Source organism: Eubacterium sp. 14-2 (assembly GCF_000403845.2).
In the GTDB taxonomy this organism is placed as follows: domain Bacteria; phylum Bacillota; class Clostridia; order Lachnospirales; family Lachnospiraceae; genus Petralouisia.
Genome location: NZ_KE159569.1, coordinates 207,580 through 223,971 on the forward strand (window position 1 = coordinate 207,580; position 16,392 = coordinate 223,971).

At 47.2% G+C, this 16,392-nt stretch carries 11 protein-coding genes, 1 tRNA gene and 1 rRNA gene (1 of these 13 only partly in view); 4 read left to right on the forward strand and 9 right to left on the reverse strand.

Translation table 11 applies throughout. The features are described from left to right. Window positions 1-17 precede the first annotated feature (17 nt). The 3 genes from ileS to C805_RS24845 form a co-directional block, all read right to left on the reverse strand. Window positions 18-3,182 (reverse strand): isoleucine--tRNA ligase, encoded by a 3,165-nt coding sequence (ileS, locus tag C805_RS24840; protein WP_016216826.1) that lies wholly within the window; start codon window positions 3,180-3,182, stop codon window positions 18-20. Window positions 3,183-3,736: 554 nt separating this feature from the next. Further along, the gene (locus C805_RS25630; protein ID WP_016216827.1) at window positions 3,737-4,087 is read right to left on the reverse strand and encodes a DUF4190 domain-containing protein; all 351 of its coding nucleotides are present in this window, start codon (window positions 4,085-4,087) and stop codon (window positions 3,737-3,739) included. A 212-nt stretch (window positions 4,088-4,299) separates the two neighbouring features. Continuing rightward, entirely contained in the window at window positions 4,300-4,650 is a 351-nt protein-coding gene (locus tag C805_RS24845) for a helix-turn-helix domain-containing protein (protein WP_016216828.1), read from the reverse strand. A 119-nt stretch (window positions 4,651-4,769) separates the two neighbouring features. Here C805_RS24845 and C805_RS24850 point away from each other — a divergent pair, with 119 nt between their 5' ends. Further along, window positions 4,770-5,717, forward strand: a complete 948-nt coding sequence (locus C805_RS24850; RefSeq protein WP_016216829.1) for an Ig-like domain-containing protein — start codon at window positions 4,770-4,772, stop codon at window positions 5,715-5,717. A gap of 325 nt (window positions 5,718-6,042) precedes the next feature. Further along, a complete protein-coding gene (gene typA / locus C805_RS24855) occupies window positions 6,043-7,872 on the forward strand; it encodes a translational GTPase TypA (protein ID WP_016216830.1) in 1,830 nt (609 codons plus the stop codon). A gap of 83 nt (window positions 7,873-7,955) precedes the next feature. On the opposite strand, the gene C805_RS24860 is transcribed toward typA, so the two are convergent. Genes C805_RS24860 through C805_RS24870 form a run of 3 tightly spaced genes read right to left on the reverse strand, consistent with a single transcriptional unit; the run spans window position 7,956 to window position 11,243 of the window. After that, entirely contained in the window at window positions 7,956-9,107 is a 1,152-nt protein-coding gene (locus C805_RS24860) for an ABC transporter permease (protein WP_016216831.1), read from the reverse strand. After that, window positions 9,094-10,245, reverse strand: coding sequence for an ABC transporter permease (locus C805_RS24865; protein ID WP_016216832.1), 1,152 nt, complete (start codon window positions 10,243-10,245; stop codon window positions 9,094-9,096). The genes C805_RS24860 and C805_RS24865 overlap by 14 nt, the downstream gene beginning before the upstream one ends. 20 nt (window positions 10,246-10,265) lie before the next feature. Beyond that, window positions 10,266-11,243 (reverse strand): ABC transporter ATP-binding protein, encoded by a 978-nt coding sequence (locus C805_RS24870; RefSeq protein ID WP_022751517.1) that lies wholly within the window; start codon window positions 11,241-11,243, stop codon window positions 10,266-10,268. Window positions 11,244-11,465: 222 nt separating this feature from the next. Here C805_RS24870 and C805_RS24875 point away from each other — a divergent pair, with 222 nt between their 5' ends. Both C805_RS24875 and C805_RS24880 read left to right on the forward strand, forming a co-directional pair. Further along, window positions 11,466-12,572, forward strand: coding sequence for a sensor histidine kinase (locus tag C805_RS24875; RefSeq protein ID WP_016216834.1), 1,107 nt, complete (start codon window positions 11,466-11,468; stop codon window positions 12,570-12,572). A gap of 33 nt (window positions 12,573-12,605) precedes the next feature. Further along, window positions 12,606-13,229: a response regulator transcription factor gene (locus tag C805_RS24880; RefSeq protein ID WP_016216835.1), complete on the forward strand. Its 624-nt coding sequence runs from the start codon at window positions 12,606-12,608 to the stop codon at window positions 13,227-13,229. Between the two features lie 12 nt (window positions 13,230-13,241). Here C805_RS24880 and C805_RS24885 read toward each other — a convergent pair whose 3' ends face one another. The 3 genes from C805_RS24885 to C805_RS24895 form a co-directional block, all read right to left on the reverse strand. Then, the gene (locus tag C805_RS24885) at window positions 13,242-13,787 is read right to left on the reverse strand and encodes a ferritin-like domain-containing protein (protein ID WP_016216836.1); all 546 of its coding nucleotides are present in this window, start codon (window positions 13,785-13,787) and stop codon (window positions 13,242-13,244) included. 224 nt (window positions 13,788-14,011) lie between these two features. Beyond that, a tRNA-Trp gene (locus C805_RS24890) sits at window positions 14,012-14,082 on the reverse strand. A 127-nt stretch (window positions 14,083-14,209) separates the two neighbouring features. Further along, window positions 14,210-16,392 (reverse strand): 23S ribosomal RNA (locus C805_RS24895); it runs 703 nt beyond the window's last position.

Here is a 16,392-nt window from a genome sequence, read left to right on the forward strand (position 1 = left end):
TGCCTCCGTCTTAAAAGTCACACCTTTTCCACTCCAAGTACCACAGATTCTCCATTGATATCCCATGTTTCCGAATGGCCTTTTATCTCAGACCCGGTAATATCCACAGCCAGCACCTCGGACTGGATCTGTCCGCCGAACTCTCTGAAGATTTTATCTATGGTTTCTTCTGCCTGGTAGAAAACGTGAATCTTATCCATTACTTCAAACCCTGCCTTTTTGCGCATGGTCTGAATCTTACTGATCAGCTCCCGGACAAAGCCCTCTGCTATCAGCTCCGGCGTCAGGCTGGTGTCCAGTACAACAGTCACCTCATTGTCTCCTTCTGTCACATAGCCTTCCTGCTGAGTCATAGTAATAAGAAGGTCCTCCTCACATAATACAACGTCTGCATTTACGCTGTCAAGGGTAATACTTCCTTTGGATTTCAGTTCCGCCATGGCCTGATTGCCGTTTAATTCTCCCAGAGCCTGCTGAATCTGCTTCAAATATTTCCCGTACTTTGGTCCTACGGTGCGAAGCTGAGGCTTGAACGTATAATCTGTGAAGCTGCTCACATCCTCTGTAAAGGCCACTTTTTTGATGTTCAGCTCATCTTTTATAATATCCGTAAACAGCTCCGGAAGTTCCTGAGACGCTTTTACAAACATGGTGCCGATGGGCTGGCGGTTTTTGATATTTGCGGTATTTCTGCAGGCCCTTCCCATCACCACAATTTTCAGTACAGCTTCCATATTTTTCTCCAGCTCCGTATCCATCAGAGCTTTCTCTGCCTCCGGAAAATCACACAGATGGACGCTTTCCGGCGCGGAACTGTCAATGCTGCATACCAGATTCCGGTAGATATCCTCTGACATAAAAGGAATCATGGGCGCCGCTGCCCTGCTGACCGTTACCAGAGCGGTGTACAGTGTCATATACGCATTGATTTTATCCTGTTCCATGCCTTTTGCCCAGAACCGCTCCCGGCTTCTGCGCACATACCAGTTACTCATATCATCCGTAAATTCCTGCAATGCCCTTGCTGCCTCCGGAATACGGTAATTTCCAAGATGACCGTCCACCTGGGCCACCATGGTATTCAGTCTGGACAGAAGCCATTTGTCCATTACAGACAGTTTTTCATATTCCAGTGCATATTTTGTGGCGTCAAAGTTATCAATGTTGGCATACAGTACAAAAAACGCATAGGTATTCCACAGAGTTCCCATAAATTTACTCTGTCCTTCCTGCACCACTTTTCCATGGAACCGGTTGGGCAGCCAGGGTGCGGAGTTGATGTAGAAATACCAGCGGATGGCGTCTGCACCGTAAGTTTCCAGCGCCTCGAAGGGGTCAACGGCGTTTCCTTTGGACTTGCTCATTTTCTGACCGTTTTCATCCTGTACATGACCCAGAACAATTACATTTTCATAAGGGGCTTTGTTAAACAGCAAAGTAGACTCTGCCAGCAGAGAATAAAACCATCCCCTGGTCTGATCCACCGCTTCGGAAATAAAATCTGCCGGGAACTGCTGTTCAAATACTTCCTTATTTTCAAATGGATAATGATGCTGGGCAAAGGGCATGGCTCCGGAGTCAAACCAGCAGTCAATCACTTCCGGTACACGATACATTTCCTTCCCGCATTCGGGGCATTTGATGGTCACTGCGTCAATATAAGGACGGTGCAGTTCTATTTCTTCCGGACAGTTTTCTGACATCTCTTTTAATTCCGCAATGCTTCCGATGGAATGCATATGGCCGCATTCGCATTCCCAGATGTTCAGAGGAGTTCCCCAGTAACGGTTTCTGGAAATTCCCCAGTCCTGTACATTTTCCAGCCAGTCTCCGAACCGGCCTTTGCCGATATTTTCCGGAATCCAGTTGATGGTATTGTTATTGCGGATTAAATCCTCCTTCACTTCGGTCATTTTGATAAACCAGGATTCTCTTGCATAGTAAATCAGCGGCGTATCACAGCGCCAGCAGTGAGGATACTCATGCTCAAACTTCGGCGCGTCAAATAACAGTTTCCGGTCTTCCAGATCCTGTAAAATCATGGGGTCCGCTTTTTTGCAGAAAGTACCTGCAAAGGGCGCTCCCTCTGTCAGTTCTCCCTTTCCATTGACAAACTGTACGAAAGGCAGGTCATATTTCCTTCCCACTTTGGAGTCATCCTCACCGAAAGCCGGGGCAATATGCACGATTCCCGTACCGTCTGTCATGGTAACGTAACTGTCGCAGGTTACAAAATGGGCTTTCTTATGCTGCTTTTCGGCTGCCTCTTTCGCTCCTTCATACAGAGATTCATATTCCCGGTATTCCAGATCCGTTCCTTTGAAAGTTTCCAGTATTTCATACGCTTTTGCTCCGGACTCCTGCTGTTCTTTATTCAACAGTGTTCCCATCACTTTATCCAGTAGTGCCTCTGCCATATAATATACCATACCGTCAGCAGCCTTAATCTTACAGTAGGTTTCCTCCGGATTTACACAGAGCGCAAGATTGGAAGGCAGCGTCCAGGGGGTGGTGGTCCATGCCAGGAAGTAAGCATCTTCCTCTTTTACCTTAAACCGTACAATGGCAGAACGCTCTTTTACGGTTTTATAGCCCTGGGCCACTTCCTGGGCAGAAAGAGGCGTACCGCATCGGGGACAGTAAGGCACAATTTTGAAACCTTTGTACAGTAATTTCCGGTTCCAGATTTCTTTTAACGCCCACCACTCTGATTCAATAAAATCATTGTGATACGTTACATAGGGGTCGTCCATATCGGCCCAGAATCCCACGGTGCCGGAGAAATCCTCCCACATCCCCTTGTATTTCCAGACACTTTCTTTACATTTATCTATAAAAGGCTCTAACCCGTATGCTTCTATCTGGTCTTTTCCGTCCAGTCCCAGCAGTTTCTCCACTTCCAGCTCCACCGGAAGCCCATGGGTGTCCCATCCTGCTTTCCGGGGTACCATCTTTCCTTTCATGGTCTGATATCTGGGAATCATATCCTTGATTACACGGGTCAGTACATGGCCGATATGAGGTTTTCCATTGGCAGTGGGAGGCCCGTCATAAAAGGTATAGATCTCCCCTTCCTTCCTGTTTTCCATACTTTTTCGGAAAATATCATGGTCTTTCCAGAACTTTTCCGTCTGTTTCTCTCTTTCCACAAAGCTCATATTTTTTTCTACTTTGCTGTACATGAGTCATTTCTCCTTTCGATAAAAAAGAATCCTGCTTTGCAGGATTCTCCGCGCGCGAGCGGATTGCGCAGCAATAAACATAAACCCCGCGGGCTGCGCATCTTACTTTTATCTTATAGGAAGACACTTTCACGCTTTAGCGTGGCAAGGTCTTTCCTATAAGATAAAAAAGCCCCGTCCTGTAAAAGGACGAGGCCATTGCATCGTTTACCACCTGTTACATCATACTTTGACCGGAAAACAATATGACCGGCCAGCATACGCGATTCCCGTAACGGGGGAATATTCCGGCTCTGCCTACTGTTCTCTCACGGACTGTCTGTCCCGCAGCGGAAGTTCAGCAAAGCGACTGGAAGTGATATTCAGACAGCTTCTACTGATACCGGCTCACACCCGCCCGGCTCGCTGTAACGTTGGAATGCTGTCCTACTGTCTTCGTCATCGTCTTTAAATATCATGTTCCACAAAACCGTAATTATTATAAAGGCTGCCTGTTTTCCTGTCAATACCAAAGTATATATTCCACTGACACAGAAGTGTATCTTATTTTTATTCTACATTCCCTGCATCTGCTGTATCTGCTGCACATACTCCTGCATAAATTCCTGATAGAATCCGGTACTCTCAAGATAGCTGCCCCACAGGGTCAGTGCAATAAACAGAATCAGCCCGATGGAAGAACATACAATACCTGCAATTGCCATTCCTTTGGCTGTACCCTTCTGAATCTGCAGAATACCAAGCACAATGGATACTACCGCCAGCGGAATACAGGTGCACCATATGCAGCAGGTAATCAGTGCAATGATACCACAGACCATGGATGCAATTCCAAATCCGGAACCAGGCGGCTTATAATCCGGCGCCTGAAAGTCGTTATTAAATGTGTTATTTTCGTCACTCATGTCAAATCCTCCTCTATATCTGAGTGCAGCTTTCCTCTCTCTGAGGAAAACCTGATTTTCATACAGGAAATTCTTTCAGATTTCCCATACAAACAGTGGCCGGCGGTGATGAGATTTGCTGCTCCCGGCCGCCCGCACACAGAATGCTCACAGAGCATTCACTCGTATCATGCTTTATTATACCAGACCCAATTTTACAATACAAGAAAAATTTATATGGATTCCCTGGTTCTTTTCGCAGCTTTCATTCTGGCTATCATCATCAGTTCTTCCTGGTCCTCTGCCCCCATAATATTGAAATATTCCAGCAGCAGTTCTTCTCTCCTGGAAAAATCTGCGGACACGCAATTCTCCTGGGCAGAAATATCCCCGGTCAGGAGATATTCCATGGTCACATTAAAATATTGGGCAAATTTATACAGCGTATCACTGGCAGGCATCTGGGTGCCTTTCAAAATCCTGCTGACAGTAGACGTATTAACAGCGACTGCCTGTGCAAGCTCCACTGCTTTTATATTTTTTCTTTTCATTAAACAGGACAATCTATCTGTTATTGATTCCATAATATGCTCCAGATTCCACAAAATATATGCGTACACGCAATTTTATGTTGACATTTTGCGTTTGCGCAACTATAATATTTGTATAAAAGGACAAATTCTCAGGAAAGGAAGTATCATCTATGAAGCAACGCAAACCATTCTGGCGAGTTCTTTTCTTCTGCTTTGCGCTTGTTCTGGCAGTACCCGTTGTTTCCCTGCTTCAGAATCCCATGGAAGCAGAGGCTGCCGCTCCAAAGCTCAGCAAAAAGAAAGCAACTGTCAAAGAAGGAAAAACCATTACTCTGACCGTGAAAAATCCAACCCAGAAGGTAACCTGGAAATCCAGTAATTCCAAAATAGTTAAAATTACAAAAAAAACCGGCTCCAACAAATCCAAAGCCACATTAAAAGGGTTGAAGAAAGGCACAGCCACAATTACCGCCAAAATCGGAAAAAAGAAGCTGACTGCCAAAATCACGGTGAAACATGTACATAAATGGAGAGGCTACGCCACCTGTACCGAACCCGACACATGCAAAACCTGCGGCGCCGGCCGGGGATCTGCTCTGGGTCACAGCTGGTCGCCTGCTACCTGTCTGAGTCCCGCTGCCTGTCAGCGATGCGGTATAACCCAGGGCGGACCAGGCGCCCATGTGTGGGATCAGAATGAAATCTGCACAGTGTGCAACACACTGAACATATCCAGAATTCTGAATATGCGTATTACAAATGTGGGCAGTTTTACTGATAATGCCAAAGTAAGGGTTGAAAACCGCGGAAATCAGCAGTATATGTTATCCAGCGCAGGTTCTTCTTTCCCGGTTCCCGCTACCCTGACCACAGGTGGAAAGATTTATAAAACCTACCTGTGGAATAACAACCTGAGCAGTTTTGTTTCTTCTGCCATGGGCAGCACCGATACTACTCTCTGGTTTGCCATTGAATCCTATAACCCGGACGATTTCTTCACCGTCACCTTTGACTCGTCCATTGTATTTGATATTTCATATTTCAATCAGAACCTTCATCGGTTCGAAACTTATAAAGCTACTGTCACACCATCCGGCTGCAGCTTTACAAAATACTGATATTCCTGTTCCATTAAAATGTTCAGATCAGATATTTTAACTCCTCTGCAAAAGGCAGAGGAGTTTTATCTGCTGTGGCTGCAGAATATTTCATCAGGATCCCGCTCCATCAAAACGTTGGGATATAATTTCATATTACCGCCATTTCTTTTTCATTATACCCATTTTACCCAATTTTCTCAATATAAATAAAAAAGAATATGTATGGTGATTTCTGCACTCTTTTCAGGAAAAACCTTGCCAAATACAAATTATATGGTAAAATAGCGAGAGACATTTTATGTGCCAGAAGGCGCGTTAAACAATAAGAAAGAAGGATTAATTTATGAAAACGACACGAGAGGACATCCGTAACATCGCCATTATTGCTCATGTAGACCATGGCAAGACCACCCTGGTGGATGAACTGCTCAAACAAAGCGGCGTATTTCGGGCCAACCAGGAAGTCCAGGAACGGGTTATGGATTCCAATGATATTGAGAGAGAGCGTGGCATTACCATTCTCTCCAAAAATACCGCTGTTTTTTATAAGGATACCAAAATCAACATTATCGACACCCCAGGCCATGCAGATTTTGGCGGCGAAGTGGAACGTGTGCTGAAAATGGTAAACGGAGTGGTTCTTGTGGTGGACGCCTTTGAAGGGGCTATGCCCCAGACCAAATTTGTGCTGATGAAGGCACTGGCTCTGGATCTTCCGGTAATTGTCTGCATCAATAAAATTGACCGGCCGGAAGCAAGGCCTGATGACGTCATTGATGAAGTCCTGGAACTGTTTATGGACCTGGACGCTTCCGATGAACAGCTTGACTGTCCTTTCATCTACGCTTCCGCCAGAGACGGCTATGCGGTAAAAGACTTAAACGATGAAAAAAAGGATATGACCGCATTATTTGAAACCATTCTGGAGTATATCCCGGCGCCGGAAGGAGACCCGGATGCCAGCACACAGGTTCTGATCAGTACCATTGATTACAATGAATATGTGGGACGTATCGGTGTGGGCAAAGTAGACAACGGCTGTCTGAAAGTCAATCAGGACGCTGTGGTTGTGAATCACCACGAACCGGACAAGCTGCAAAAAGTGCGGATCAGCAAACTGTATGAATTTGACGGACTGAACAAAACAGACGTTACGGAAGCAAAAATCGGCTCTATTGTGGCTATTTCCGGTATTGCGGACATCCACATCGGAGATACCATCTGCGCACCGGAAAATCCCTGCGCCATTGATTTTCAGAAGATTTCCGAACCTACCATTTCCATGAACTTTATTGTAAACGACAGCCCTCTGGCCGGTCAGGAAGGAAAATTTGTCACCTCCCGCCATATCAGAGACCGGCTGTTCCGGGAACTGAATACGGACGTGTCCCTGCGGGTAGAAGAAACAGACAGCCCGGACAGCCTTAAAGTCTCCGGCCGGGGAGAACTGCATTTATCCGTACTGATCGAAAACATGCGCCGGGAAGGTTACGAATTTGCAGTGAGCAAAGCAGAGGTTTTATATCACAAGGACGAAAACGGAAAGAAACTGGAACCCATGGAACTGGCCTATGTGGATGTTCCGGACGAATTCACCGGAGCTGTCATTGAAAAATTAAGCCAGCGAAAAGGGGAACTTCAGAATATGGGCCCCATCAGCGGCGGTTACACAAGGCTGGAATTCAATATCCCCTCCCGCGGTCTGATTGGCTACCGCAGCGAATTTCTGACGGACACAAGAGGAAATGGTATCATCAATACCATTTTCAACGGATATGAGCCTTACAGAGGCGACATTGCCTACCGGAAACAGGGCTCTCTCATTGCCTTTGAATCGGGAGAATCCGTTACTTACGGCCTGTTCAGCGCACAGGACCGGGGTACACTCTTTATCGGCCCCGGTGAAAAAGTCTATGCGGGCATGGTGATCGGCCAGAGCGCCAAACCAGAAGATATTGAGCTGAATGTCTGCAAAAAGAAACACCTTACCAATACCCGCTCCTCCAGTGCGGATGAAGCCCTGACTCTGACGCCGCCCAGAATTTTAAGTCTGGAACAGGCGCTGGAATTTATTGAAACCGATGAACTTCTGGAAGTCACACCGGAAAGCCTGCGTATCCGCAAACGGATTCTGGATCCTACCTTGCGGAAACGGGCCGGATTCCGAAAATAGACAGACATAGAATTTCCGCCCCTCTGCCGGCAGAGGGGCGGAAATTCTGCTTTTTAACTGTTCAAATCCCATATCAGTCTGTCCTACCTGCCTCTGAGTTTCAGACGGTGAACCAGAAGCCCTGCTGAGAAAAAGACCAGAGAAAACATCAGCACCATCAAATACGAACGGTATACCGTTCCTGCCCCGGAAAGGGACGTCACATTCAGAATCTCCTCATTGGCTTTCACATACCAGTAGGAAGGAATAAACCTGGCTATCTGTCTGGCACGTTCTCCCATCATATCCAGCGACACAAACACGCCGCCCAGAAAACTGAATCCCAGGCCAAAAATATTACTCAATACATTTAATGCCGCCGCATTCCTGGCAAACTGTACTGCAAACCAGGCCACACACAACGCACAGACTCCAAACACCAGTGCATTGACAGCCCTTAACAATCCCTGCGGGGTGAAAAGAGAGCCTCCTGTATTCAGGCATGCCATTCCCAGAAATACAACATATACCAGAGCCATGTAGACCATGCATCCCAGAAAAATCTGCATATTCTGTTTCAGAAAAGACATGGAAGAACATTTATTTCTGGCGGCCAGATCTTTATTTTTAAAGGCTTTCATGGCATTTCCCACCCCCAGAATCATCATAATCAGAAATACATAGGGAATATACTGGAAAAAGTAATATTCAGAAGGTATGGTCCTGGTTCCGTCTTTTTCCAGAAACTCCACCTGGGCTTTCTTTTCCAGATCTCTGATACTCCACTGCGCTGCCTGCTGTACATCACTGCCTGCTCTCAGATACATGGAAACCGTTTTCAGAAAGCTGTCCACTTCCTGTTCAATCAGACAGGCACTGCTGCTTTTTGGCACCATGGTTCCCTCCAGCACCCCCTCCTGCGTTCCGTTCTGAAGTTTTTCCGTAAAATCTTCCGGTATTACCAGAACATAATCCAGCTCCTGATAGTACATGGCATCCTGCAAATCTTCTTTCTGCTCCGGAATATCCGTAATGTGATGTCTGGCTTCCAGCCAGGTTTCCAGTACCTTTCCAAGGCTTCCCCTGTCCCGGTTTTCCAGAGCCACATCCAGAGAAATCCCGGAAAATTCTGTCTGGCTCTTTTCGTTCAGCACATTGCTTATAAGCAGGGTCAGGGCCAGATAAATGGCAATATACATAAAAAGCGACGTTTTATTTTTGTATAAAATCCGGAAAAATGCTTTAAATACCTGCATATCGTTCCCTCCTTACCATCATAAAAGAGCCTGCGGCCAGAATCAGAATCATTATCAGCATGGTTCCCACAGATTCCATATATCGCCCGTAAGTATCATAAATATTCAGACTGTTAAAAGCACCTGCAATCAGAGAAGCGGGATTGATACGGGCAAAAAACGGAACATACCGTTCTACTACCCTCTGTATCCCGTCTATCATCAGACCGCTGAAAAAGCTGGACACCATCATAATCAGAATACAGAGCGCTTCTTTTGTGTTATACTGCATTTTTCCAGCCACTCCGATAAAAAATCCCAGAAAAATTCCCATCACACTTCCCACAAACTCTGTCAGCAGCAGAAAGCCCCACTGTTCTCCCAGAGGCACTTTCAATATAAACATCAGATACCCCGTGGAAAAGACAATGTACACAAACTGAACTGTTATTTTTGCCGCCAGATCCGGCCAGAGCATACGGAACCGGCCGCTTCCTGCCACCATTCTTCTGGCTGCCAGAGGGCTGAGACTCGCCTTAAATTCCACCGCACACATAAGACCCATGGTAGATCCCATCAGGCAGCTCATGGCAAGGAGAGAATAAAAATAATCCATAACGCTGTTGGCAGATGCAGCTCCCAGACTCCCTTTTTTCAGATAATCGCAGTCTTCTTCCAGAAGGGCTGCCGCCGCCTGAATACCGTCAGGATATTCCGTTCCAATGGTAGTCAGTGTGGCAAAGGTTCTCTCATACTGCTCCAGTATGGAACTTAAAATGGTCTGATTTATCCCCTCTTCGGTCACCACCAGAGAGATTCCCCTTTCCTCCTGTCCTGGAGCTCCTTTGTTAAGAAAAATGCCTTCCACCTGTTCGTCCCGTAAAAGCTGCTCTGCTTTTTCCTTTTTTACCTTCTGCACCTTTATCAGTTCATTGTCGCTTTCCAGCACTTTAAGCAGTTCTGAAAAGTTCTGGTCCGCCCCTTCTTCCTCCACACAGGCCACGGGAATCTGATGGAACAGTACCTCCTTTTCCGTATAGTTTCCAAAAGCCAGCTGGAACAGACTTCCCAGCATAATGGGAAATAACAGGTTCCAGAAGATGGTCAGCCTCTCCCGTGACGACCGGAGCAGGCTGTATTTGTATAATCTGAAAAACATTTTGCTCTCCTTTCTGACTGCTATGACTGATGTGTCTCCGCGGAATCCCGCAGTTGTTTTCCTGTAATTTCCAAAAACACATCGTTCAGAGTCGGAAGCTCCGAATACACTCTTCCAAATCCGATATTCCGGCTGCCAAAATATTCCAGAATGTGTACCAGATTATGCTTTCCGCCGCTGCAGCGGATTTCCAGCATTCCATCCTGATATTCCACCTGATACACATGGCGCAGCTCTTTGATTTCTTCTATCTGGAAAGGCTGAAGCTCCAGCACTTCCATGTGAATCTTTTCTCCCATCCGAATCATGGCCTTTAATTCATCTCTGGTTCCTGTGGCTACGCATCTGCCTTTGTCCAGAATGGCAATCCGGCTGCAGATCTGCTCTACCTCTTCCATATAATGAGAGGTGTAAATAATCGTGGCTCCCTCCCGGTTCAGCTTCTGAATCCCTTCCAGAATCCTGTTGCGGCTCTGAGGGTCCACAGCCACCGTAGGCTCATCCATGATAATCAGTCTGGGCTTATGGGCAATTCCACAGGCTATATTCAGCCTTCTGAGTAATCCTCCTGAGAGTTTTTTCGGATAAAATTTACGGAAATTCTCCAGACCGGAAAAAACAATCGCTTCATCCACATACTGCTTTCTGGTCCCCTTATCCTGTATGTACAGACCGCAGAAATAATCAATATTTTCCTGTACGGTCAGTTCCTCAAATACTGCCACATTTTGCAGCACCACGCCAATCTGCTTCTTAATCTCATAGCTGTCCGGCTGCATTTCCTGTCCAAAAACCTTCACGCTGCCCTTGTCAAAATACAAAAGAGCCAGAATACAGTTAATGGCAGTGGTTTTCCCGGAACCATTAGGCCCCAGCAGACCAAAAATTTCACCTTCCTCCACCGCAAGATTCAGATGATCCAGAGCAATCAGCTCCCGGTACCGTTTTACCAGATTTTCTATTTCCACCACTGTTTTTCCCATCATCATTTCCTCCATAAATATGCCTGCATTGTCAGATTCTGTATGGATACTTTCTTTCCACAGTCTTTATTCTAGCAGACCTTCCTGTCATACAGTAGTGTCTCCTGTCATCTCTTTCCATGACAAATGTAACATTTTTCTCCTGTGCCCTGTAAAATCCCGGCGGAATGTAGTATAATCAAAAAAACCTTACAACTTCCCGGTCTGCTTCAGGCCAGACTGCTGAAAGGAACTATTATGACCACACTTTCTGATAAACTGATTCTTTTTGCCGGCTGTACCCTGCTTTTGTATTTTCACTGGCCCCTGGAACGCACCCCCTCCCTACTGGCGCTGCTGACCGCGCTGAGTTTTATCTGTCTCTGCAGTTTCTGCAACCTGGACTGCCTGATTCCATCCCGGCTTCCGGCACATCTGCACTTCCTGCTGGTGCTGCTCTGGCTGATACTGGGAATCCTCAGTCTGATTCATCCTGCCTTTGGCTGTTTTCTTCCCCTGTTGTTCTATGAACTGGCGGTATCCCTGCATCACACGTTTTTCATTTTTGCCGCCGGTCTGCTGCCTGTTCTCTCCTTTCGAGAAGAGCCTGCCAGGCTTTCCTGGACCGCGCTCCTTTTATTTCTGATTGCATGGCTTCTGGCCCGCAAAACTGCCAGGCTTCTGGAGCTGGAACAGGAATTTCGCCTGCTGCGGGATTCCTCTGCCGAATACCACCTGCTGCTTCAGCAGAAAAACAGAGATCTGATTGAAAAACAGAACCATAAAATACACATTGCCACTTTAAAGGAACGAAATCGAATTGCCAGAGAAATCCATGACAATGTGGGACATATGCTTTCCCGCTCTATTCTCCAGTCCGGTGCGCTGTCTGCCATTAATTGCCAGGAAAATCTGAAAGAACCTCTGAAAGAATTAAGCAGCACCCTGTCTCTGGCCATGACCTCCGTACGAGAAAGCGTCCATGACCTTCATGACGATTCCATCGACCTGGAAGCCTCTGTTTCCGGTCTGATTTCGGATTTTCCCGATTATCAGATCAGCCTGAACTATGATATGGGACCCTTTGTTCCCGCCCAGGTAAAATACTGTTTTATTTCTGTTATCAAAGAAGCCCTGTCCAATACTGCCCGGCACAGCAACGGCAGGGAAATTTCCATTATACTGCGGGAACATCCCAGCCTGTATCAGCTTATGGTAAAGGATAACGGCACAAATGCCAGAACAGGCAGTTCCGGTATTGGAATCTCAAATATGCAGGAGCGGGTAAAAAACCTGAACGGAAATTTTTCCATTTCCACTGAAAACGGATTTCGGATTTTTGTCTCTCTGCCACGGGTACCGTAACATGTTCTGACTGAAAACAGAAAGGAGTTCTTTATGAATATTTTAATTGTAGATGATGACCAGTTTGTTTCTCTGTCTCTGAAAACCATTCTGGAAGCCTCCGGAGAAATTCAGGTGCTGGGAATCGGTAACAACGGAAAAGAAGCGGTAACTTTGTATAAAAAATATCACCCGCAGGTACTGCTCATGGACATCCGTATGGACGAAATGACCGGCCTTGAGGCCGCAGAACTGATTTTGAAAGAGGATCCGGACGCAAAGATTTTATTCCTGACCACTTTTCTGGACGATGAATACATTGTCCGTTCCTTAAAACTGGGTGCCAAAGGTTATATTCTGAAACAGGATTTTGAAAGTTTGCTGCCCTCTCTGAAAGCAGTGGTAAAAGGCCAGAATGTGTTTGGAAATGAAATTGTCACCCGTTTTCCCGATTTTATTTCCAGAACAAAATCCTCTCACTACAATTACGCTGCAAAGGGAATTACCGGCAAAGAACTGGAAATTATTGAACTGGTGGCCCAGGGATGCAGCAACCGGGAAATTGCCGATCAGCTCTGCCTGAGCGAGGGAACCACGCGGAATTATTTAAGTTCCATCCTGGAAAAGCTGGATCTGAGGGACCGGACCCAGCTTGCAGTTTTCTACTACAAAAACTGACAGGAATCCTGTTTATTCCTTCAGCAGTTCCTGCAAAATCATAATATGATATTCCTCATCTTTTATGATACGCTCCAGAACTCTGTTGACACAGTCATCACTGATAACCTTTACATGCATTCTGTACTGATTAATTGCCGACTTTTCCGCCTCAATATCAGCCATCAGCATTTTCCTTCTGTTTTCCGGTATGTTCAGATATCCCGGCGTCCACATCACATTTTTACCGTTGGGGTGCCGGGCTACAAAATCCACATTTCCGCCCAGAAGAAAAATCAGTTCTCCCAGTTTCTGCAAATGCATCATTTCCGCCATGGCAATTCCCAGAATAGTCCTGGCAAGGGGGCAGTTCCTGCCGGATAACCGATTTTCATTGTTGATGTACTGGGTAATGGCCGACATTTCAGAAGTAGCTCCGCAATAATCGGCACTCAGCAGATTTGCATAAATCTGATTCTGGCTTTTGACCTGAATGTCCGGCCAGGGTAAGTCCACCATAATCGGCCTGATACCTGCAAAATCACAGGTGTTTTTTATCACATCTTTTTCTTTTTCCATAACTTTTCTTCTCTCCTGCTTTTTATAAGTAGTATATTACGGAAAAGAAATATTGTGAAAAATCTTTCTTTGAAATCCAAAGGAATTTCCCTGTAATGATAAAAATAAAAAAATTCTATATATTCAGGCGCCAAAATAAGCCCATAACCAGATCATAATCACTGAAATGGTCAGGACTTACAAAAATGTCCCAATATTTAATTTTAAAATATCAGATTCAGAAACAGGGGAAGAGGGATTCGAACCCCCGTGAACGGTTTTGGAGACCGCGATACTGCCGCTGTATGATTCCCCTTTATTTATATAATATTCCACGTAACAATTATTATACGTGGAACACCATGTTTTTATCAATTTTTTTCTGTACCTTCAAAAACCCATACAGTATACAGCCATCCATCTTCTTCCTTCCCGTCTTCCTGAAGGTCAAGCCCTCGACCGATTAGTAGCAGTCAGCTCCATCCATTGCTGCACTTCCACTCCTGCCCTATCTACCTCGTACTCTCCAAGGGGTCTTACTTCTTTCGAATGGGACATCTCATCTTGAGGGGGGCTTCACGCTTAGATGCCTTCAGCGTTTATCCCGTCCGGACTTGGCTACCCTGCCATGGCACTGGCGTGCCAACAGATGCACCAGTGGTCCGTCCATCCCGGTCCTCTCGTACTGGGGACAGCTCCTCTCAGATCTCCTTCGCCCGCGCCGGATAGGGACCGAACTGTCTCACGACGTTCTGAACCCAGCTCGCGTACCGCTTTAATGGGCGAACAGCCCAACCCTTGGGACCTGCTGCAGCCCCAGGATGCGATGAGCCGACATCGAGGTGCCAAACCACTCCGTCGATGTGAACTCTTGGGAGTGATAAGCCTGTTATCCCCAGGGTAGCTTTTATCCGTTGAGCGATGGCAATCCCACGTTCTGCCACCGGATCACTAAGTCCTACTTTCGTACCTGCTCCACCCGTCGGTGTCGCAGTCAGGCTCCCTTCTGCCTTTGCACTCTTCAGATGGTTTCCGTCCATCCTGAGGGAACCTTTGAGCGCCTCCGATACCCTTTCGGAGGCGACCGCCCCAGTCAAACTCCCCGCCTGGCATTGTCCCACCGCCGGCTTACGGCGGCTGGTTAGAAACCCGGTACTGCAGGGGTGGTATCCCAACAGCGGCTCCGGAAAAACTGGCGTCCTTCCTTCTCAGCCTCCCACCTATCCTGTACATGCAGCACCAGATCCCAGTACCAGACTGGAGTAAAGCTCCATGGGGTCTTTCCGTCCTGGCGCGGGTAGCCAGCATCTTCACTGGCACTTCAATTTCACCGGGTGCATTGTCGAGACAGTGCTCAAATCATTACGCCTTTCGTGCGGGTCGGAACTTACCCGACAAGGAATTTCGCTACCTTAGGACCGTTATAGTTACGGCCGCCGTTTACCGGGGCTTGGATTCAGAGCTTCGCTTGCGCTAACCCCTCCTCTTAACCTTCCGGCACCGGGCAGGCGTCAGCCCATATACTTCACCTTCCGGTTTTGCATAGACCTGTGTTTTTGCTAAACAGTTGCTTGAGCCTTTTCTCTGCGGCCTGCTTTCGCAGGCACCCCTTCTCCCGAAGTTACGGGGCCATTTTGCCGAGTTCCTTGACAATGCTTCTCCCGTCGGCCTTGGGATTCTCTCCCCATCCACCTGTGTCGGTTTACGGTACGGGTACAGGATAAACAATAGCGGCTTTTCCCGGTACGCGCTCCCCATGCTTCGCTACTTCTTCTTCGCTCCGCGTCACAGCCTCGGCTTGACGGGGGGATTTGCCTCCCCGCCACCTCTTCTGCTTGCACCGGGCTTTCCGTTCCCGGCTCATGGTTCCCGCATACGTCCCCACAGTTCTGTTATCCCGCAGTACAGGAATATCAACCTGTTGTCCATCGGCTACGCCTTTCGGCCTCGCCTTAGGTCCCGACTTCCCCAGGGCAGATCAGCTTTACCCTGGAAACCTTGGATATTCGGCCGGAAGGATTCCCACCTTCCTCTCGCTACTCATTCCGGCATTCTCTCTTCCCGTCGCTCCACAGCTCCTTCCGGTACTGCTTCTTCGCGGCGGCAATGCTCCTCTACCGATGTATTTACATACATCCCGCGGCTTCGGCGGCGTGTTTCAGCCCCGGACATTTTCGGCGCAGGACCTCTCGACCAGTGAGCTGTTACGCACTCTTTGAATGCATGGCTGCTTCTGAGCCAACATCCTGGTTGTCTTTGAAATCCCACATCCTTTCCCACTTAACACGCACTTGGGGGCCTTAGCCGGCGGTCCGGGCTCTTTCCCTTTTGACTGTCCAACTTATCTCGTACAGTCTGACTCCCATGAATCATCTGGCCGGCATTCGGAGTTTGATATTCTTCGGTAAGCTTTGACGCCCCCTAGGAAATTCAGTGCTCTACCTCCGGCAGACTCTCATGAGGCTAGCCCTAAAGCTATTTCGAGGAGAACCAGCTATCTCCGGGTTCGATTGGAATTTCTCCCCTATCCACACCTCATCGCCACCCTTTTCAACGGATGTGCGTTCGGCCCTCCACTCCCTCTTACAGAAGCTTCAGCCTGGACATGGATAGATCACCCGGTTTC